The following is a 20,743-nucleotide window of genomic DNA, read 5'->3' as shown; positions in this document are numbered from 1 at the left end:
AAAAAAAAACCGCCGGTCGAGGACCGGCGGTTCTGAAAAGCCCGGAACGGGTTTTCGGGAAACTTAGTTCGGAGAAGCGTTCGTGTGGCGCTCGATTGCGCCCTGCGTTGCATTCGCGCCGCGGGAGACATTGTGTCCAACAGAGCTCACGTCCTGACCAGCGCCGCGCACGGTGTTGCAGGCGGACAGCGTGACGGCCGAGCCCGAAAGAAGAGCCAGGGACAGGGCAATGCGTGCGATGGACTTGGTGGACATAGAAAAAATCCTCTTAAAGAGCGTTTCGGCCATTAAACGACATTTGATGACAATGGTTCATGACTGCGGGTGAAATTTTTTCAGCCTGCCTTCGGTCAGGATTGAAAGGCGTTTCATCCCTTCTGAACGATCGGCAGTGTCGGACGCTTTATGAAGAATCTCCCCTTTTTGTGAGGATCCATGCCCACTTCCCGGACTGCATGTACCCCAGCCCGCCAGGCCTCAACCCAACCAGCCATCGTGTGGTTTCGGGACGATCTGCGTCTGGCCGACCATCCTGCGCTGCATGAGGCGGTAGCATCTGGCCGGCCGCTGATCTGTCTTTATGTTCTCGACGACAAAACCCCGGCCCTGCACCCGGCTGGAGCGGCATTGCGATGGTGGCTTCATGGAGCACTGGCCGATCTGCGGGCACGACTGCAAAGCCGGGGCGGAACGCTGCTGACGCTCGCGGGCTCTGCCGAGGACCTGATTCCGAAGTTCGCGCGGAACATGGATGCTGCGTCAGTGTACTGGCATCATCGTCTGCATGAGCGCGAACGGGCACAGGACGACCGGATCCGGCAGGCTCTGGAACAGCAGGGCTGTGAGGTTCGGACGCACTGGGGCACGGTCCTGCTCGATCCGGACCTGGTGAGCACGAAGCAGGGCGGATTTTACAAGGTCTGCGGTTCGTTCTGGAAGGCGCTTCAGACCCACGCCGTACCGGAGCCGTTGGGCATTCCCGACATGTCGTCGTTTCAGGATGTTCCGGAGTCCGTCCTGCAGGATGTGCGGCTGAACGAAGCGGAGCTCTGTCCCCAGGCGCCGGACTGGGCGTCAGGGTTCCGCACGACATGGGAGCCCGGAGAGGCGGAAGGGCAGGAGCATCTTGAGGATTTTCTGAAAGACGCCGTTGCGGAATATCCGAGGGGGCGGGACAGGGTGGCGGAGGAGGGAACATCGCGTCTGTCGCCCTATCTTGCTTCCGGTGCGGTCTCCCCCCGGCAGGTCTGGGCAGCGCTGCAGAAGCATGGCGCGCATACGGATGGCCCGCGGATTTTTCTGTCAGAACTCGGATGGCGGGAATTTGCCCGCTACACGCTGTATCACCTGCCGCAACTGCCGTTCGAAAACCTCAGTCCGAAATTTTCCGGGATGCACTGGCGCAAGAATACCGCAGATCTGAAAGCGTGGCAGCGCGGGCAGACGGGGGTGCCAATCGTGGATGCAGGGATGCGCCAGCTCTGGCAGACCGGCTGGATGCACAACAGGGCCCGCATGATTGTGGGGTCTTTCCTGACGAAACATCTGCTGATCGACTGGAAGGAAGGGGAGGCCTGGTTCCGCGAGACGCTGGTGGATGCGGACTTTGCCAATAATGCCATGAACTGGCAGTGGGTCGCGGGGACGGGCATCGAAGCCACGCCGTTTTTCAGAATTTTCAACCCCACGCGACAGGCCGAAAAGTTCGACCCGGATGGCGATTATATCCGCCAGTGGGTGCCTGAGCTGCGTCGTCTGTCAGGAAAGGCGCTGTTTGAACCCTGGGCCGCGAAAGAAGCGGATCTGCGGCAGGCAGGTGTTGTGCTGGGCAGAACGTACCCGCGCCCGATCGTTGATCTGAAAGACGGGCGGGATCGGGCCCTTCAGGCCTTCAGGGCGCTTTGAGGCACTGAAATTCCGGCCCCGCGAGGGGGGCCGGAGCGGCCGGATCAGAGGCCGCCGTTGAGGAAGTTGCTGACATCGCCGCGGGTCTTGCTGCCTAGGGCATTGAGGCGGTTGCGCTGTTCCTGCGGAGCATTCTTGAGCTGTTGCAGGTGCTGGTTTTCCTGATCGCGCAGGTTGGTCAGTTTGGACTGTTCGCCAGTGATCTGCTTCTGAAGGCGTGCTTTTTCGCTGGCCGGAGCGTTGGTGTATTTGTCCTTCAGGTCCTGAATGCGCTTTTCGCGCGCGGCCTGCGCATCCTGGGATTGCTTCTGATAGTTCTGGACCTTGCTGTTCAGGCAGTTTTCCCGCTGCGCCAGACGTCCGACGACATCATTCTGCCCAGTCTGCTGGCAGGCGCTGGAGGCGGTTGTGTCCGCCGCATAAGCCTGCGGAGCAAGGGACGCAGCCCCGGCAATCAGTCCGACAGCAAGCATTGTGCGGGGGAAGCGGATGAAAATCATGACATCTCCTGTAAACGGGTCAGTAAAACATAGAGCGTCCTGATGGCGGGAATGTGGCTTTTTGAAAAGGGTCCTATTCCATGCCTTCGGCGATCGTCGATATCCGTTCCGGCATCAGTAACGTGATGTGGGTAATGCTTCGGATACTGATGAGCTTTTCTTTTTTGAAGGCGCTGAGGATCCGGCTGACCGTTTCAATAGTGAGTCCGAGATAATCCGCGATATCAGTCCGGGGCATCGGCAGGTCGAGTTCGACGGGATGGGAGATGTCGGGCTTTTCCAGATGCTGGCAGCGTTCGATCAGAAATGTGGCCACGCGTTCGCGGGCCGTCTTGCGCCCCAGAAGGGTCATGCGGGCCTGCATCAGGGCCAGCTCGCGGGAGGCTTCTTCGCGCAGGCGGTGCTCGAGACTGGGAAAGCGTTCGGTCAGGCGCTGCATGCCGGCATGGGGAAAGCGGCACAGCGTGGCCCCGCCGAGCGCTTCAGCGCCGAAGGCGTAACTCGTGGAGGCGGCGAGTCCAAGAAAGTCCCCGCCTTCCGCAAAGCCGGTGATCTGGCGCCGCCCATCCGGAAGAAGGGTGAAAAGCTTGACCCTGCCACCGGTCACGACAAAGAAATCGTTGGCCGGTGCGCCCTCTTCTATAAAGGATCGACCGTCGGCAACGGTCATTCGTGAAGACTCGTTGGCAAGAATGGCAAGATCACAGTCGTCAATGCTGCTGCACACACTCAGACGTCGCCCTACGCAATGGGCGCAACGATCATGAACATCCTCTGGAATATGTGACGCAGACATGATGAATCCTGTTCCCGTTGTGCTGACCGCAGCCTGAAGACTTTCAGCCACACTACCACATAATTTACCAGACTTGATTCAGGTCAAGGTGATGGGCGGGGAGGAGTGCTTTGTGAGGCTCAACGAATGGTGATGGAAATTCCAGATGAAATTTAACGCTTTCGCGCTGGCCGCCGCAGTCGGCGCCGTTGCAACTCCCGCGTTTGCACAGGTCACTGCTCCGGCTGCTGCACCCCAGGTTATGGTCAGTGCGCCCATGACGGCGGCTCCCGTGCCTTCCGTAAACATCCATGCGCCTGCTTCCGGTCATTGCGGCCTGTTCCAGACCTGCGCCAACACGCGCATCGGACTGGGCAAGGGCGACTTCATCGTTCGTCTGTCCGCCCTCGGCGTCATGCCGGAAGACCGTGACAGCAGCCTTCGGCTGAACGGCGCGCATCTCGGCGGCCGCGTCAAGACGACGCGTCAGGTCATGCCGGAGCTGACGTTCGAATACTTCTTCACGGACAACGTGTCGGTTGATCTGATCGCAGCCAGCACGCGTCATGAAATCGCTGCTGAAGGCGTTCCGGGTCTGGGCAAGGTTGATGTGGGCAGCGCCTGGGTTCTGCCGCCGACCGTCACGTTCGCCTGGCACTTCCGCCCGCACAAGCGCTTCAACCCGTATGCGGGTGTCGGTGCAACGCTGGCCTGGTTCCACAATGTGTCCCCCGCTGGCGGTCCGCTCACGCAGAAGCTCAATGTCGGCGTGACGGGCGGCCCGTCCGTCAATGTCGGTTTCGACTATCAGGTCGTCGGCAACTGGTTCTTCAACTTCGACGTCAAGCAGATGTTCATGCGGGTCCATGCCTGGGCGCAGAACAATGCCGAGACCACGAAGATCACGGCGCATGATTCCCTCGATCCGACCGTTGTTGGCGCAGGTATCGAATACCGCTTCTGATTTTCAGATCAGAAACCGGCGTATCAGGAAAGCGGCCTTTCTCCGAAGGGCCGCTTTTTTGCATTTTTGTGGCAATCACATAAAACTTTTGCAATCCGGTCATTCGATCAGTGCAAAAATCTTTTCGTTTCCGTATGTGACGTCTGGCGTCCTTCCATGGGATATGAAAACGTCCGAACGCTGGCCGACAGGTCATTGTCCAGACGTTTCAGTCAAAACGGGACGTCTGTCCTGACAGAGTTACGGGGTTTTCTATCAGCATGCGCGTTACCCGCGTCGGCGCGTTGGCCATTGGCCTGCTCTGCCTGGCCATCCTTCTCGTCGCCGTCCTGCGATTTCGATCCCCGCATTCGCCCGTTGCAGCGGCCGAACCTCCTATGGTGACGCAGTCGAAGGATGGTCTGGTCGTCCGGGAAGGCAGTCCGCTCGAGAAACGTCTGACGATGCAGACCGTTGCAAGCGTGTCCCGTGATCACGGCATTCTGCTTCCGGCACAGGTCATGACGGAACCGGACCGGCAGGTGAATGTGTATGCGCCCGTAGCGGGCCGGATCACGGATGTTCTGGTCCATCTGGGTCAGCGGGTCCAGCGCGGACAGGTGCTGGCTACGATTGCCGCCGGAGATCTGGATCAGGCATGGGCAGACGATACCCGTGCCCGTGCCGCCCTCGATTTCGCGCGTCGTGCCTATGCCCGCGCGCAGGGGGTTCAGGCGATCGGCGGGAATGCCGTCAAGGACATCGAAGCCGCCCGCAATGATCTGGCGCAGGCGCAGGCGGAAGCCGAGCGCACGCAGCGCAGGCTTCAGGTGCTGGGCGCGCGACCCGGCTATTCCGCAAAGGGTCAGGCTCCGCTTGTGTCCCCCGTGGATGGTGTCGTCTCCACGACAATCATGGCACCGGGGGAAAACATTACCGATCCGACCGCCATCCAGATGACGGTTCTGGACCTGTCGCAGGTCTGGATTGCTGCCGCCATTCCGCAGGAAAATCTGTCGCAGATCGGGGATGGCAACGTGCTGTCGGTTACTTTCGACGAATTCCCGGGACGGACCTGTTCCGGACGGGTCATCAGTTTCGATCCCGCGCTTCATATTGATACGCGTCGGGTGAACGCCTATGTCGCCTGCCCCAATACCGATGGCGCCCTGCGTCCGGGCATGTATGTGAATGCGACGCTCAACATCCCGCAGCCCAGCGAGATCATCATTCCCAAGGCTGCCCTTCTGATGAACAACGATCAGGTATCCGTTTTCATCGAGACCGCGCCGCATACGTTCCAGCGGCGCGATATCGCCATCAGCTACGATGAAGGTGAAAACGTCCGTGTGCTCAAGGGCATTTCCGCAGGGGAGCGCATCGTGACGAGCGGTGCCATTCTCCTGAATGATGACTGATCCGGTGGCCCTGAGCTGATGATCGAGCGTTTCATCTCCTGGTGCTTCAATCACCGGAATATCGTTTTCTTTTCCGCCCTGATCCTGGCGCTTCTCGGTGGTCTTTCGTGGAAGATCCTGCCGGTCGAGGCCTATCCGGATCTGGGCTCGGTCAGCGTGTCGATCACGACCCAGCAGGAAGGTCTGGCCGCCGAGGAAATGGAGCAGCAGGTCACGATCCCGCTCGAGCGGACGCTGGCCAGCGTTCCCGGCGTGACGGACAGCCGCTCCACCAGCACGTTCGGCCTCTCGCTGATTACGCTGATTTTCCGTGAGGGTACGAATGTCTATGCGGCGCGTCAGCTCGTCGAGACGCAGCTCGCCAACAATCCGCTGAATAATGGCGCCATGCCCTCGCTGGGTCCGATTTCAGGGCCGAGCGGCGAGATCTATCGTTATACGCTGGAATCCGACGACAAGAACCTGCTGGAGCTGTCCGATCTCCAGCGCTGGACGATCATTCCGGCGATCCAGCGTGTGCCAGGCGTCGTCAATGTGGACAATTTCGGCGGCCTGACACGTGAGTATCAGCTCGTTCTCGATCCTGATTCCCTGCAGCGCTACCATGTTGGCCTCGAAGACGTACTTACCGCCATCCGCAACAGCAACGCCAATGCCGGTGGTGGCCGCGTGAGCCGTGGTGAGCAGTCCTACATCATCCGCGGGATCGGCATGATCCATAATCTGGATGACATGGGGAACATCGTCGTTGCCAGTCATGGCGGTGTGCCGGTCTTCGTCAAGGATCTGGGGCGTGTCCAGTTCGGGCATCAGGTCCGACAGGGTATTCTGGGCAAGGACCGCAATCCCGATACGATTGAAGGCGTGGTGACGATGCTGAGCGGGGAAAACCCCTCACTCGTGCTCGACGGCCTTCATACTACGATCGCGAAGCTCCAGCAGCAGCTTGCGCCCAGTCATGTCCGCATCGTGCCGTACATGGACCGTGACCATCTCGTGCTTTCCACGACACACAAGGTCACGGAAACCATGATCGAGGGCATCGTCCTCGTGGGTGTCATCCTGACGCTGTTCCTTGGCAGTCCGCGCAGCGCCATTGTCACGGCGGTGACGATTCCGCTCGCACTGTCGGTGGTATTCGTGCTGATGCACAGCTTCGGCATGTCGGCGAACCTGTTCTCGCTCGGCGCCATTGATTTCGGCGTGATCGTGGATGGCGCCATCGTCATTACCGAGACGATCCTCCGCATCCGCGAGGAACGCCCGACCGAGGCGCTCGATCCCGTCGAGGTCCTGCCGGTTGCGCAGCGTGCGGGGCGGGCGATCTTCTCATCCACGCTCGTCATCATCGTGGCCTACAGCCCGCTGTTTGCGTTCGAGGGGAGCGAGGGCAAGCTCTTCCGCCCGATGGCCTATACCGTCAGCTTCGCGCTGCTGGGCGCGCTGCTCTGCGCCCTGACGCTCATTCCGGCCCTGACCTATCTGGCGCTGCGCAAGCCCAAGCACATCTGGCACAACCGCCCGCTGGAATGGCTGCATGCCCGCTATACCTACTGGCTCGGCCATTTCATCGACCGTCCGCTGATCGCCTATGGCGCCGGTGTTGCGGCGATGGTCGCAGTCGTGATTCTTGGGGCGTCCATCGGGCGCGAGTTCCTCCCGGATCTGGATGAAGGCTCGCTCTGGCTTCAGGTGCAGATGCCGACCGGCATCTCTCTGGAGAAAGGCGAGTCCATCGCCAATGAACTGCGCCATGCGGTCCGCGAGTTCCCCGAAACGTCTTATGCCATCACGCAGCTCGGGCGCTCGGATGACGGAACCGACCCCTGGACGCCGTCACATATTGAAATGCCGGTTGGCCTCAAGCCTTATGACCAGTGGCCGTCCGGCGAAACCAAGGCGCAGTTCGTCGAGCGTCTGCGCCGGCGTCTGTCGCAGATTCCGGGGATCAACTTTGGCATCAGCCAGCCGATCCAGGACAATATGAGCGATCTGGTCGGCGGAGCGCACAGTCCGCTCGTCCTGCGCGTCTATGGTAATGATTTTCAGGAACTGCGCCGCATCGGTCAGCAGATCGTGGATATTCTCCATCAGGTTCCGGGGACGGCGGAAGCGTCGATCTTCCAGGAACCGCGCATCCCGCAGATCGAAGTCGAGGCCGATCGTCTGGCTGCCGCGCGCTATGGCATCAGCATTTCGGATATTTCCGATGTCGTGTCGAACGCCATTGGCGATGCGCCCATCACGACCGTTTATGTGGGGGACCGCTTCTATAACGCGACGCTCCATATCCGCCGCAAGGACCTGCAGGACATGCAGTCCCTGTCGCAGATCCCGCTTCTGGATGCGGAAGGCGCCTATATTCCGCTGTCTCAGGTCGCGCATGTCGGGCTGCATATGGGCGAGAGCAACATTGCCCACGAAATGAGCCATCGTCAGGTCACCATTCGCGTGGACAACGGCAAGCGTCCGCTGTCGCAGTATCTGGCTGATGCGCAGGGCCGGATCGACCAGCAGCTGCATTTCGACAAGGAAAAATATACGCTCGAATGGGCTGGCTCCTTCCAGCAGGAAGAACGCGCCCAGAAGCGTCTGATGATCGCGCTAGGCGTGATGTTCGCGGTGATGCTGGTTCTGCTGTTTGCCGAATTCCGCAAGATCCGTCAGGCGCTCCTGATCCTCAGCGTGGTGCCGCTGGCGACGCTGGGCGGCCTGATCGCGCTACATGTCCGCGGCGAGACACTCAATATCGCGACCGCCGTGGGCTTCATCGCGCTGTTCGGTGTGGCCGTGCAGAACGGCATCATTATGATTGCCAGTATCAACCGTCATCGCGTGGAAGGTCTGGGGGTTCGGGATGCCACCATCGCCGGGGCCGCCGAGCGTTTCCGTCCGGTTCTCATGACCGCGACAGTGGCCACGGCTGGTATGCTCCCGGCAGCTCTTGCCACGGGTGTGGGCACGGACGTGCAGCGCGGACTGGCGACGGTCGTGGTAGGCGGTCTGGGGATCGCCACGCTGCTGACGCTGTTTGCCCTGCCGGTCTATTTCAGCGAGCTTGAAATGTGGGTTGAACGCCGGGATGCGAAGAAGCGTCCGCAATCTGCCACAGAGGGAGCCGGATCATGAAGATGCGCTCTCTGGTGTCCCGCCACGCGTCGTTCCTGCTGTGTCTGACGGCGCTTTCCGCCTGTGCGGTCGGTCCGGATTTCCATCGCCCGGATCTGCCGAAAAACGCGGCCTATGAGGGCCAGCCTCTGACCGCGACCGCCGGGCATGGTGTTGCGGGCGCGACCGTGCCCCAGCAGTTCCAGCCGGGCGTGGATATTCCGGGCCAGTGGTGGACGGTGTTCGGCAATCCGTCCCTGAATGCGCTCGTCGATCAGGCGCTGGCCAACAACCAGTCGCTGCGCGCCATGCAGCAGGGCTTGAAATCCGCGTGGGAACAGCGGCGGATCGAGGGTGCGGGCCTGTATCCGACGCTCTCCGCTTCGTTCAATCCGACGAGGAATAAGACGTCCAAGGTCTACTCCCCTGTTCCGAACTCGAATGTGTGGCTCTATAATGTCCACACCGCGCAGCTGAATATCGGCTATGTGCCGGATCTGTGGGGCGGAACGCGCCGGGCGATCGAAGCGGCCGGAGCGCAGGCGGACCTGCAGAAATTCCAGCTCGAAGCCACCGCGCTGACCATGATTTCCGATCTGGTGAATGCGACGATCGAGGAAGCCACGATCCGCGCCGAGATCGACGCCACCAACGAACTGATCCGCAGCCAGCGCGCCGTTCTCAAGACGGTGACGGCCGAGCAGGGGATTGGAAACGCATCCCGGCAGGACATGGCGCAGCAGCTGGCCTCCGTGGCCCAGCTTGAGGCGACATTGCCCGGTCTGAGCCTGCAGCTGGCGCAGACGCGGGACCAGATGGCGGTTCTGGTGGGCGTGACGCCCAACACGCCGCTGCCCGAGTTTCGTCTGGAACAGTTTACCCTGCCAAAGACGCTCCCGGTCTCGCTGCCGGCGGACCTGCTGAACCAGCGCCCCGATATCCGCGCGGCTCAGGCCCAGATCCAGTCTGCCAGCGCGCAGATCGGTGTGGCCATCGCCAACCGTCTGCCGAACGTGCAGCTCAGCGCCACACCGGCGCAGGCCGTGGGCGTGATGAGTGATTTCTTCAAGCCCGGCTATGGAAACTGGACGATCGCCGCGACCGTCATGCAGCCGATCTTCCAGGGCGGTTCGCTCCTGCATGCCGAGCGTCAGGCGCGCGACAACCTGCTTCAGGCCAACGAGACCTACAAAGCCACCGTCCTGTCCGCCATTCAGGACGTGGCGGACAGTCTGCATGCCGTCACGTTCGACGCCGATACCCTGAAGGCCGACGAGGATCTTCTGAAGGCAACGACGCAGAGCATGACAATTGCCCGCGGGCAGCTGCGTCTGGGAGATGTCAGCGAACTCGTGCTGCTTCAGGCCCAGCAGACCGATGCTCAGGCGCGTCTGGCCTATGTTCAGGCTGAAGGCGCGCGTTTCTCAGACAGCGTGGGTCTGTTCCAGTCTCTCGGCGGTGGCTGGTGGAACCGTAACGACATGGGCATGACGCCAGCGGCGCAGAAGGCGCTGGGTAAGTCTCTGGTTCCTTGGTAAGGCTCAGGGCTCTGCCCTGAAACCCGCCAAAGGCCGGGGGCCTTTGGAAACCTACTTATTAGGAATTTGGAGCAAAGGGACCGAATCCCCTTTGGGGGTATGGAGCAGAGCCCCATATAGGCTGACCTGACCTTTCACAGGATCAGATCAGCTCAATGCGCCCTTACTGACGCGCTGCGTAAATCGCGCTCAGACGATCCGGCGTGCCTTCAATCCGTTCCAGATGCGGGTAACGCAGACCCTCATGATAGGGAATGGAGACGGTGGTGACGTGGTCGCCGGACTTCACGATCAGGCGGATGTCCTGCTTCGGGTCCTTCTGCGCGTCCGTGACGGCATGGAGCAGACGCTGCGGCGTGAAGCTCATGTCATTGACGGCCACGATCGTCACGCCCGGAACCAGACCAGCCTTGAAGGCCGGGCTCATCCAGTGCTCGCGTCCCACACGTCCGGCCGCATTGACCGTCAGGCCGAGCGAGAAGGACAGGTCGGTGGTGTGGCGCGCGGCTTCACTGGCCTTGATAAAGGCGGTTGGCTTGGACGTGTAAACCAGCTTGTACCCACCATTGGTCAGACCGTTGAGCGGTGCATGAAGCTGGATGGTGTCCAGGCGGTCGTGCAGGAACTTGGCCCAGTCATAAGGCTGCACACTGTTGAGTGTGGCGACCACATCGTCGAACTGATAGGGGCTGACGACGAAGCTGCCGCTGTTCGTTCCGAAGAAGGCCTTCGCGAAATCATCCAGCGACTTGTGATCGTTGGAGAGCTTGCGGATCAGCGCGTCCGCATCCAGCCAGACAAGCTGACCTTCGACGTAATAGTCTTCCGAACGCTGCCAGTCGCGCCATGACAGGGGCGAACGCCGGGCAATGACCGGATCGTTCGTCGTGTCTTCCAGTGGACGCCACTGACGGCCCGTCTGGTTGTCATACGATGCCGCCATATAGGCCAGTGCCTCGAAACCCTGATCCTTCGTCACGAGCCCGGAGCGCGCAGCCAGAACATTGCCCCAGTACTGCGTCTGACCTTCATAAACCCACAGCATGGACCCACGCTGTGGTGTGTTGAAGTTGGGTGCCCACAGGTCGGCCGGGCGCCGGTACTTGCCATTCCAGGAATGGGTGTATTCATGGGCCAGCAGGTCACGCTCGGGGAAGGTTTTGTCCCATTCCGTGAAATAGCCCGGAGCGGCGCTGTTCTCGCTGGACTGGTGATGCTCGAGGCCAATGCTGCCAAGCTCATCTGTCAGGGCGAGGAGGAAATCGTAATGGTCGTAGTGATGTGAGGCAAACAGCGCCGTGGCCTGCCGGACGAGGTTCTGATGGGCTGCGATCTGTTGCGGTGTGGCGTCCAGCGAGTCCGGTTCGTCAGCGACGACATCCAGCGAGACGGGAACGTGATCCGGGCCGGTCAGATCGAACTTGCGGAAATAGCGTCCGGCATAGATCGGGGAGTCAACGAGCGTATTGAAGGTCGTGGCGTTGAAATGCGTCTCGTCACCATAGATCCCGGCGCGAAGGGCCGAGCCGATCTGCCAGCCATGCGGAACACGCACGGAGGGCTGAACCGTGATCCCACGGGTGAAATATCCGGCCGGATAGAGCGACACCTGGTCCCATTGCACATTGACGATGGACGGCGTCATGACCACGCGGCCCTGGCCCGGCGAAATCGGTGTCAGAAGCTGGAAGTGAAGGTCCAGTGTCGGCGTGCTCGTGGAGACCGGGATATGGAAGGCTGCAACGTTAACCGTATCGCGCTTCCACTCCAGCGTGCGGCCGTTGCTCTGTACATGCAGGCTGGCAAGCTGCTCGATCACACCAGTGGGTGAATGATCGCCCGGGATCCACATCGGATACAGAAGGACCATCTCCCCCTTCTGCTGCGCTTCCTTCGGCACAGGAACCGTCTCGTGGATGGACATCACATGATGCAGCGTGTCCGTCGCATCGACCGAGACCGTCATGGCCCCGGGGAAAGCCCGGTCCTGCGGCTCAGGAATGGGCGCCGGCATGGGCAGCGGCATGGGCTGGGACTGCGCGAGAGCTGGGGAGACAAGCGCTGTGAACACGGTCAGTGCAATCAGAGGGCGCAGAAGGGACATCAGATTTTCCGGTTATAAATGAGATATTACCACGCGTAACCGTGATGGAAGAGGGAGGCAAGATGAGTTGTTCTTTCATGAATCTCTAAGCTGTTTTACACAGGCAGGTATAAAAGAATACTGTAGACGTATACCGCCTCAAAGGACGCCCAGATGAAGGTCGCTGTTGCTCTTATAGTAAAAGATGAAGAAAGAGACATACGAGAATGGATGGCATATTATAGCCTGATAGGATTTGATACGCAGATTATATTTGATAATAAATCATCTGACAGTACGGCAGAAATAATAAAACATTACGCCGAAAAGATGGATATAAGATATAATTATTTCCCGCATGACAAACATCACTGTCAAAATGCGGCTTACGAAAATGCCCTTCAAAAATATGGCAATGAGTTTGACTGGATAGCATTTTTCGATTCAGATGAATTTTTTTCAATAAATGATGGCACCCCTTTAAAAGAATGGTTGGCAGGATTTGAAAATGCTCCTGCGATTGGGATCAACTGGGCAATTTATGGTGCATCCGGGCATGTCTCTTTTCCGGACGGGTTGGTGACGGAAAATTTTCTTCATCGCGCGCCCCAGAATTTTGGGGATAACAAACATATAAAATCAATAGTCCGACCGGGATGTATACAAAACTGTATCAATCCACATGCCTTCGCTCTGAAAGATGATATGAGCAGAGGATATGTTGATACAGCCAATAGGACGCTGAATTGGCTCTTTATTCCTGAAAATAATGCCCATATTCCAGGAGTTGTTTCACAGGACGCTGATTGGAGCACGGCACGAGTTAATCATTATTTTACGAGATCATATGCTCATTGGGAGCGAAAGTTGCATCGAGGATATTTTGATGAAGATGCAATCAGAAAAATCGAGCAGTTCAAATATTTTGACAGAAATGAAATTCTGGATGAGTCTATGAAAAAATACTCAGTCTACATCAATAGAAAAATCACTGACGTCGGTATGTAATAATGAAAATCTTATTAATATGGAGTAGAAAATGAGCGAAAATTCATGTGAACTTGGAATTGCGATCACAACGTATTCCAGAAAAGATATGGTCTGTAATCTGGTAGAAAGAATACGGGCCCTGACATGTGGCGATTACAAGATCGTCGTTTGCGATGATGGGTCTTCTGACGGAACCGTGGAAGAGTTGCGCAAAAAAGGCGTCACGGTCCTAGGTGGTAAGAATAAGGGGATCGCTTGGAATAAAAATCGCGGTCTCTTCTATTTTTCAAATATATGCAGAGCAAAGACGGTTATTCTTCTTGACGATGATGTCTGGCCTGAAATTGCAGGATGGGAGCAGGAATGGATTTTAGCTGCTTCTCGTGTCGGACACGTTAATTATATTCCCTCAAGTTACACGCGCTATTCTCCTGACCGCCCAATGACCGCAACAAATCTGGGTGTAGGTCCTACTGTTGGCGGGATGGTTCTTGCTCAGACTATCGAAGCTCTCGCATGTGTTGGGTATATGGATACGCGTTTCGGGCGTTACGGCCACGAACATAGCGATTTTTCCATTCGGTTTCTTCGCGCAGGTTTCGGTGGTGTCCGCTGCCGTGTGGGAGATGAACTGCACAACCGTTTTTATCTTCTTGATAGCGGCATCAAACTGCTTGATGCGATAAGTTCGTCTTCTCATGACGACTTAGAAAATAATGCCAGACTGCTGAATGAGCTTCAGAAGGAGCCTGTTTATAGAACGCCTTGGTGTAACGAGGAGGAAATGGTCGAATTTCGGGCTGAATTTGGTTCTGGTTTTTCCGAAATGAATGATCCTCCTTTCAAAGAAAAAACATTCGATATCGATAGTTATTATAAAAAGCATGAAGATGTTTATTTGAGTGGCTGGGATGCTTTTGCTCATTATGTAGAAAATGGAATTAAAGAGTCTAGAGATCTATAATACTCACGTCGGGCAGTGAAAATTATCTCACTGCCTGATTAATTCTTTTATAGAAAATTGCTCCCATTCATCAGGTTGAGAATGCCTTACTTCAGAGACTGAATATCCATCTTTCGGAATGGCTGTCAGATATATATCTTCTGAAATATTTATATAAAAATATTTTTCTTTTTGTTTAAGAGAAACAGGAATAAATTTTTCTAATTTGCTTTGTTTTCCTACTTTTATCGGAGGAAAATAATCAGAATTTGCACTAATAAAAAAATTTCCAGAGGAGCATTGATTTATTACGACGTCTACCAACTGATCGTTTTCTGTTCCTGATTCTGAAAAGATAATCTTGCCTGAGTGGGGGGACAGTTTCGCTATCCTTCCCCAAAAATCAAAAAATTGGTACCGCACAATGACTTTTTGATTTGTGTAAGAATGAATCTTGTGTTGTAAAAAATATGAAGGGCTTTTCTCAACGCCCCCCAAAAACCATTCCATAATAAATTCGCACGTCTCATCAATGTTTTTGATTAGACTATTTTCATAAAATTTATCGCTACTACCCACCACCTCAAGCTCGGGAACGTAGTAATCACCAGAGCTCTCACTTGCATAATCCAGCAAAGAATAATTTAAGTTTAATTTCTCACCATATGAAAGACATAAAAATTCACATTTTCCAAAAGAAAATAAACAATTATGAAAAAATGACCCTAAAAACCCAGATATTTTATAATTGTTAATTATATTTATTTGTTCATCTATAGACATTTCTTCAGGGTAAAATATAATTATACCTAGAGAAGAAAGTTTTTCTTCTATCAAATATTCGTTAAGTATTTTGTGAGTTCCAGACTTAAGATTTTTTCTGCTTATATAAGCAAAAGGTTTTTGTGTTTTTTCTTTGTTTTCATCTTTTTTTCTGAAAACACTAAATAATTTTTTACAGTCTTTGTTGATATAGTTTTGTTCAGAGATATAATCAGAACAAAAAAGCACCGATTTTATTTTTATTGGGAATAAAGGAATAAAAATATCCTCTAATTCTATTCCAAGTTTTTCAAAGAAAAATCTAATCCAGCTAATTGACGCTAAATGCTCTTTTGATTTTTTGCTTAGAAATACAATTTTTACGCTTTTCTCATTTTTAATGAAAGAATATCGAATAAGGCGTGGAAGAGTTTCTATTAGAAAATGTCCGTAGTGGTCTGAAAAATACCCCCCCCAAAACAGACTATCAAATTCTGGATGTTCATCATGAAAATTTATATTGGTTTTATATTCCTGTACATGAATATGTAGATTATTGGATTCTCCAGAAAATATTGCAGCCTGATTTATAAGATTCCCATGAGTATCATAAAGACCACTTTTTTTATCTATTCCAATTGGGCTTTGGGGAATGAGGAGAGCATTATTGTAATGATAAATCTCTGATGTATATGAAAAAACTCTATTTGAGATTTCATTTGGAATAATTTTTGTAATCATTTTAGTCCCTGAAAATCTATCAATTTTAACGTTCTAAAGTCTGCAATATCCAATTTTTATTGTCTGGCGTAATTCGCAGAGGTACGGCATTTGCCAGACGTTCGTTTACAGTCAGATTCATACCGGCGCGTAGTCCACGGAACAAGGCACCGTGAGCAACGAACAGAGGTGTGCCTTCGAATGTCAGGCTGTGGTTGATGGTTGCAATAGCGCGCTGGGTCAGGCTGGCGAAGCTCTCGCCGTTTTCAAGCGGTGTACCCGCCGCGATCCAGTCATGATACCAGTCGCCCATCGACGTTCCTTCATGGATGCCAAAGCAGACTTCGGAGAGACCTTCTTCAACCTGTAACGGCAGACTGACGCCCGCCCGCCTGCCGATTTCATTGCGGACGTGAGTTGCTGTAACAATGGCGCGGCTGAGAGGCGACGAGACGATGCGGTCAAAAGGGCGTTCGTTGTTCTGGAAAAGCGTGGCCAAAGTTCTTCCGGCGCGCACGGCCTGTTCGATGCCCGTCTCATTGAGGGGTATGTCAGTCCTGCCCTGAGCCAGTCCCCGTGTATTCCAATCGGTCTCACCATGGCGCAGGTACCAGTAGGGCTTGGGAATAATCTGGGTCATGAGCAAGTCCGTTCACGAAGGGGGACCGTGACGCAGGCCGGTGGATGCTCAGTCGAACAGTGAGGAAACCGAGCTTTCATCGGCCACGGCGCTCATGGCCCGGGCGAGGAGATTGGCTGTCGTGATCTGGCGGATATTCGGGGTTTCGAGAAGGGCCTCGGTCGCCGGAATGCTGTCCGTCAGCGTCAGCATGTTCAACGGACTGTCTTTCACGCGCTGGCAGGCATTGCCAGTCAGAACCCCGTGAGTGACGTAAGCTTCCACACCTTCCGCCCCACGGGCCATGAGTGCGTTGGCGGCGTTGCACAGCGATCCGCCACTGTCGACGATATCGTCCACCAGGACGCAATAGCGACCGGCGACGTCACCGATGACGTTCATGACTTCCGACACGCCGGCGCGTTCACGCCGCTTGTCGATGATGGCGAGATCCACGTTCAGACGCTGAGCGAGCTGGCGCGCACGGACCACGCCGCCAACATCCGGCGAGACAATGATGAGTTCCCGGTCCGGCAGGCGCGTCTTGAGGTCGCGCACGAACAGTGGCGCGGCATAGAGGTTGTCGGTCGGGATGTCGAAAAAGCCCTGGATCTGCATGGCATGCAGATCCATCGTCAGGATGCGGTTCGCACCGGCTTCCGTCAGAAGGTTCGCGACCAGCTTGGCACTGATGGGTGTACGGGGGCCGGATTTACGATCCTGCCGGGCATAACCGAAATACGGCATGACGGCCGTGACGCGCTTGGCCGATCCACGGCGCAGCGCATCCAGCATGACCAGCAGTTCCATAAGGTGGTCGTTTGTCGGCATGCAGGTGCTCTGCACGACGAAGACGTCCTCACCGCGGACATTTTCCTGAATCTCGACGAAGACTTCGCCATCGGCAAAGCGCTTCACCACGGTCTTGCACAGAGGCATCCGGAGTTCATGGGCGACCGCGCGGGCCAGCGGCAGGTTACTGTTGCAGGCTACGATCTTCATGAAAACGGCCTCGTCCGGTGTCCGACAGGGAAGTTGCTGGCCTTCTAACAGCGCAGCGCCCCCCTGTCATCCGTCCTGTTTCATTCTTTCCGCGCACCAGTTGGCCGGTCACTGCATGCCGTGCCGACCGGACGCGGTCTGTCGGTCGGGATCAGAACTGCCAGGCCAGACCCGCATGCAGCTTCAGACCGTTGCTCAGGGCACTTGAGACGCCCGAATAGGAATAGGCTGTTCCAAATTCAGTGCTGGATTCGACGTTCCGGTCATGGCCGTAGGAAATATAGGAATAGTCTCCTCCCGCCGTCAGATGGAGACGCCGCGTCATGCGGTAATCCATGCCAAGGCCACCTTCCCACAAGGGACGTGGCTGGTTGTTGTAGGAAATGCCGGAATTGAGGACTTCCGCCCATCCGAACCGTCCACGCAGGACGAGGCGGGATGTGAGGGCGTAATCGGCCTTCAGGCCAGCACCGGCGAAGTAACGTCCGGACCCGTAGCCGAAATCTCCGTCACCACCGCTCGTGACATATCCGCCCTGAATGAAAGGCGTCAGCAGAAAGGTATCGGAGAGCAGAAGAAAGCCCTTGCCGATCTCTCCCCGATTGTCCGTGCCATTGGAGCTGTCGTTTCCGCCCGCTGAAAATCCGAAGGGCGCAGAATTGCTGGAGTAGCTGCGATAATGAGACTTGTAGTTCCTCTGGCCGTCTTCAAGCGAGAAATGCAGGGCGCCGTAAAGGTTTTCGATCCCGAAGGCATTGAACATGACCGATGCATCGGCCTGAAAGCCGGGGGTCCAGCCGATGGTGCGGTAGCGCGAGGCACTTGCGGATTGTGTGATAAATCCGGAACCGCCATTCTCCGTTACGCTGGAACTGGCACCGCTGACGCTGTTGCGGAACGTGCCTGTCATCGAAAGACCGATCTCACGGTTTACGGCGATGACGGGGGCCGGGTCCGCAAAGGCGGATGCAAGAGGAGCAAGTCCCGCACAGAGACTCAGGCAGGACAGCAGCAAACGATATGAAAAACGCATCGGACACTCCGGATGAAAAGGCCGGAGATTTGTAACAAATCGTATTACATAAAGATACTCAGAGTTACATTAACGGAATGGAACTTCTGTATCAGGCCGCTTTTTTCGGACTGCTTTTTGTCTCCGGCAAAGGGGCATGCTCGCGACCGGAATAGTTGGTGACGATGGTCCGGACGCCCTGTGCAGCTTCTTCGGCAGCCATGTCCGCCGTATCGCCCCATGCACCGTCCAAGGAATGGGGGGCAATGTCGTGCAACTGGGTGGCGGCGCCCGCCTCCTTTCCGTCCGGTGTCAGAACATGCCAGACGATCTCGATATGATCGACCGGATGACCGGTGTTGCCCGCGGTGCCCGTCTTGAGGGCAACCGTTCCGCGTACAATAAAGTCCGCGCCTTTTTCCGTGGTCGTCACCGTGTTGGTTTTGTCCGGAAATGACGAATAGAAGGCACGGGCGAGGGCCACATTTCCGTCTCCGGGGGCGCCGGTGACGCCCTTGAAACAGATCTTCGCGGGGCGGTTCATGAGGCTGTGCGGGTCCTGCTGCATCATGTTCGCCTGAATACCTGTGAGCAGGTTCGCAAGCTGGGGCGCCTCCTGCATGGCGGCGTCCTGAAGCGTCAGCCTGTCGCCCGCGCTCCATCCCGCCATATCCACGGCAGGACCGTCCGTTTCCGCACGGATTTTCCCTTCCGGAGTCATGATGACGTAGTGAGGGACGACCGTATTCCCGTGGGTCGTCGCATTCAGCTTCAGCCACCAGTCTCCCTTTTTGCGGGGCTGTGCGATGGCGGGAACGGACTGGTTGACCATGGCCTGCGCCACGTCATGGGCCCAGAGTGTGGCAGCATCGTCGGACAGCAGTGCGTTCGGCGGAGTAGGGACCGCGAGACGTGCGGGAGGAAGATTGGCTGCCGTAAGGTATCGGGCCTGCTGTCCAGGGTCGGCGAAGGGCCGGGAAAGACTGAAGCAGCCTCCCAGTGCCAGCGGGAGGGCCAGCGGAAGACAGAGAGACAGCAGGGCAGAACGAAAACGGCGCATCGGGGCTCCGGCAACAGGACGGTGACCTGACGGACTGTATGGGATTGCGGCTCCGATGTCGAAGCCGCCCCCCGCATGGGGCCGCGTCCTTACCGGCGGATCAGGATGTAGTTGATCGTCACGTCAATATCGAAATGGTCACCCTTCATGTCCGGCGGGACCGGCGGCAGATGCGCCCCCTGGAACATGCCGGTCGTTGCCGCATCCAGCGAATAGGAGCCGGACTGGCTCATCAGCCGGACGGATTTTACATGGCCCGACCGGTCCAGCACCACATGCACTGAGGACGGACCATCCTCGCCCGCACGGGCAGCCTCTTCCGGATAATACATATGTGCCCGGATCCAGCGGTCGATTTCCCCGCCGTAATCCTCGCTGACGCCCTTGACGCTCGTGCGGGTCTGGTAGGGGGCATTGATGGCACCGTTCATACTGAGCGGACCCAGAGACATGTCGATCGGGCCGCCGGACCCTGAGGCCCGACCACGGTGACGGCGATAGGGAGAGGGCTGCTCGCCAAAAGACAGATCCATCGGGTGTGCGAACGGATTGTTCCGGTCGGAGTGGACCGACCGTTGTGCGTGATGAGCGTGCGGCGACGTCTGCTGGCTGCGGCGGCTTGGCGCTGCTCCCGGTGTAATCGGCGCAGGTGTGGGGGCGGTCTTGGGCAGCTCTGCCGAAGGCTCTTCGGGCACGTCAGGCGCGGACGGCGTTTCAGGTGTCGGGACGGCCGGTGTCGGAGTGGACTGCTCCTTCTGCGGCGGCTGCTGGTCTTCCTGTGTTTCCTGCGGGCTCTGGGCCGAGGGGGGAGGGGGTGCGCCGCCTTCCTCATGGGCCCGCGGGCCACGCATGCTGCTTTTGGAGGGCGGTGTATCGAAAACCATTTCCACCTGCGGCTGCTCCTGCCCCGCAGGCGAGCCGTGCATGCCGTGATGCTGCATCAGCAGGAAAGCCAGAACGGCTACGTGGAGCCCGGCCGAAAAAATGAACGGAACTGTCGGCCCGTTCTCGACAATGGTCTGCGGACGCATCATCGGCGTCAGCACCGGACGTACCGGGATCGTTGGCGGGACGTAATCCCTTAGACGTTCGCGCGTCCCGGCGGGGGCGTGCTGCGGGCGCGTGGGAGCAGTCCGCGCCGAGGGGGCGAAGAGCTGCGGCTCGCGCTTCTGGGGCTTTCCGGACGTGACAGTGGCTGTTCCGCTCATGGGCGGGACCGTCCGTCGGGAAAGGACCTGGCAGAAAACAGCCGGTCGGCAAGGAGAAGGTGGCGTCGCATCATCGCCAGACCTTTTGCACCAGGGCGGTCGGGGTTGTCATCCGGCAGGCTGGTTATCCGGGGCTGAGGGTGGGCGTCTGTCTTGG

At 56.9% G+C, this 20,743-nt stretch carries 17 protein-coding genes; 7 read left to right on the top strand and 10 right to left on the bottom strand.

Annotated features, from left to right (window positions below; all coding sequences use genetic code 11):
- Positions 1–63 precede the first annotated feature (63 nt).
- Positions 64–255 carry an entericidin A/B family lipoprotein gene (locus HK22_RS11490; protein ID WP_062027319.1) on the bottom strand — a complete coding sequence of 64 codons (192 nt, stop codon included), beginning with the start codon at positions 253–255 and terminating at the stop codon, positions 64–66.
- Between the two features lie 180 nt (positions 256–435).
- Between HK22_RS11490 and HK22_RS11485 the strand changes: the two genes are divergently transcribed.
- Positions 436–1,905: a deoxyribodipyrimidine photo-lyase gene (locus HK22_RS11485; protein ID WP_086649329.1), complete on the top strand. Its 1,470-nt coding sequence runs from the start codon at positions 436–438 to the stop codon at positions 1,903–1,905.
- A gap of 44 nt (positions 1,906–1,949) precedes the next feature.
- Here HK22_RS11485 and HK22_RS11480 read toward each other — a convergent pair whose 3' ends face one another.
- Entirely contained in the window at positions 1,950–2,405 is a 456-nt protein-coding gene (locus tag HK22_RS11480; RefSeq protein ID WP_086649328.1) for a hypothetical protein, read from the bottom strand.
- Positions 2,406–2,478: 73 nt separating this feature from the next.
- The gene (locus tag HK22_RS11475; RefSeq protein ID WP_062106540.1) at positions 2,479–3,075 is read right to left on the bottom strand and encodes a Crp/Fnr family transcriptional regulator; all 597 of its coding nucleotides are present in this window, start codon (positions 3,073–3,075) and stop codon (positions 2,479–2,481) included.
- A gap of 271 nt (positions 3,076–3,346) precedes the next feature.
- Here HK22_RS11475 and HK22_RS11470 point away from each other — a divergent pair, with 271 nt between their 5' ends.
- From HK22_RS11470 to HK22_RS11455, 4 genes are all read left to right on the top strand, one after another.
- A complete protein-coding gene (locus HK22_RS11470; protein ID WP_062106522.1) occupies positions 3,347–4,144 on the top strand; it encodes an OmpW family protein in 798 nt (265 codons plus the stop codon).
- Positions 4,145–4,404: 260 nt separating this feature from the next.
- Entirely contained in the window at positions 4,405–5,541 is a 1,137-nt protein-coding gene (locus tag HK22_RS11465; RefSeq protein ID WP_086649327.1) for an efflux RND transporter periplasmic adaptor subunit, read from the top strand.
- Positions 5,542–5,559: 18 nt separating this feature from the next.
- The gene (locus tag HK22_RS11460) at positions 5,560–8,670 is read left to right on the top strand and encodes an efflux RND transporter permease subunit (RefSeq protein WP_086649326.1); all 3,111 of its coding nucleotides are present in this window, start codon (positions 5,560–5,562) and stop codon (positions 8,668–8,670) included.
- The gene (locus HK22_RS11455) at positions 8,667–10,187 is read left to right on the top strand and encodes an efflux transporter outer membrane subunit (RefSeq protein ID WP_231877988.1); all 1,521 of its coding nucleotides are present in this window, start codon (positions 8,667–8,669) and stop codon (positions 10,185–10,187) included. Before HK22_RS11460 ends, HK22_RS11455 begins: the two co-directional genes overlap by 4 nt.
- Positions 10,188–10,350: 163 nt before the next feature.
- Here HK22_RS11455 and HK22_RS11450 read toward each other — a convergent pair whose 3' ends face one another.
- Positions 10,351–12,291: a M61 family metallopeptidase gene (locus HK22_RS11450; protein WP_086649325.1), complete on the bottom strand. Its 1,941-nt coding sequence runs from the start codon at positions 12,289–12,291 to the stop codon at positions 10,351–10,353.
- Positions 12,292–12,444: 153 nt separating this feature from the next.
- Here HK22_RS11450 and HK22_RS11445 point away from each other — a divergent pair, with 153 nt between their 5' ends.
- Together HK22_RS11445 and HK22_RS11440 are read left to right on the top strand one after the other, a co-directional pair.
- Positions 12,445–13,278, top strand: coding sequence for a glycosyltransferase family 92 protein (locus tag HK22_RS11445; protein WP_086649324.1), 834 nt, complete (start codon positions 12,445–12,447; stop codon positions 13,276–13,278).
- Positions 13,279–13,309: 31 nt separating this feature from the next.
- The gene (locus tag HK22_RS11440) at positions 13,310–14,224 is read left to right on the top strand and encodes a glycosyltransferase family 2 protein (RefSeq protein WP_086649323.1); all 915 of its coding nucleotides are present in this window, start codon (positions 13,310–13,312) and stop codon (positions 14,222–14,224) included.
- 27 nt (positions 14,225–14,251) lie between these two features.
- Here HK22_RS11440 and HK22_RS11435 read toward each other — a convergent pair whose 3' ends face one another.
- From HK22_RS11435 to HK22_RS11410, 6 genes are all read right to left on the bottom strand, one after another.
- Positions 14,252–15,706 (bottom strand): DUF563 domain-containing protein, encoded by a 1,455-nt coding sequence (locus HK22_RS11435; RefSeq protein ID WP_086649322.1) that lies wholly within the window; start codon positions 15,704–15,706, stop codon positions 14,252–14,254.
- A 25-nt stretch (positions 15,707–15,731) separates the two neighbouring features.
- Positions 15,732–16,325 (bottom strand): histidine phosphatase family protein, encoded by a 594-nt coding sequence (locus tag HK22_RS11430; protein WP_086649321.1) that lies wholly within the window; start codon positions 16,323–16,325, stop codon positions 15,732–15,734.
- Positions 16,326–16,373: 48 nt separating this feature from the next.
- Positions 16,374–17,306 carry a ribose-phosphate pyrophosphokinase gene (locus tag HK22_RS11425; protein ID WP_062027866.1) on the bottom strand — a complete coding sequence of 311 codons (933 nt, stop codon included), beginning with the start codon at positions 17,304–17,306 and terminating at the stop codon, positions 16,374–16,376.
- A gap of 151 nt (positions 17,307–17,457) precedes the next feature.
- On the bottom strand, positions 17,458–18,339 hold the full coding sequence (locus HK22_RS11420; protein ID WP_086649320.1) for a hypothetical protein: 882 nt from the start codon (positions 18,337–18,339) through the stop codon (positions 17,458–17,460).
- Between the two features lie 91 nt (positions 18,340–18,430).
- Positions 18,431–19,378 (bottom strand): hypothetical protein, encoded by a 948-nt coding sequence (locus HK22_RS11415; RefSeq protein WP_062027862.1) that lies wholly within the window; start codon positions 19,376–19,378, stop codon positions 18,431–18,433.
- 89 nt (positions 19,379–19,467) lie between these two features.
- Positions 19,468–20,586, bottom strand: a complete 1,119-nt coding sequence (locus HK22_RS11410) for an energy transducer TonB (RefSeq protein WP_086649319.1) — start codon at positions 20,584–20,586, stop codon at positions 19,468–19,470.
- Positions 20,587–20,743 lie beyond the last annotated feature (157 nt).

Origin of the sequence: Gluconobacter sp. DsW_056, from assembly GCF_002153595.1 — a bacterium.
Lineage (GTDB): Bacteria > Pseudomonadota > Alphaproteobacteria > Acetobacterales > Acetobacteraceae > Gluconobacter > Gluconobacter albidus.
Note: the sequence above shows the minus strand (reverse complement) of the source record. Positions and strands in the feature narration are given on the sequence as shown.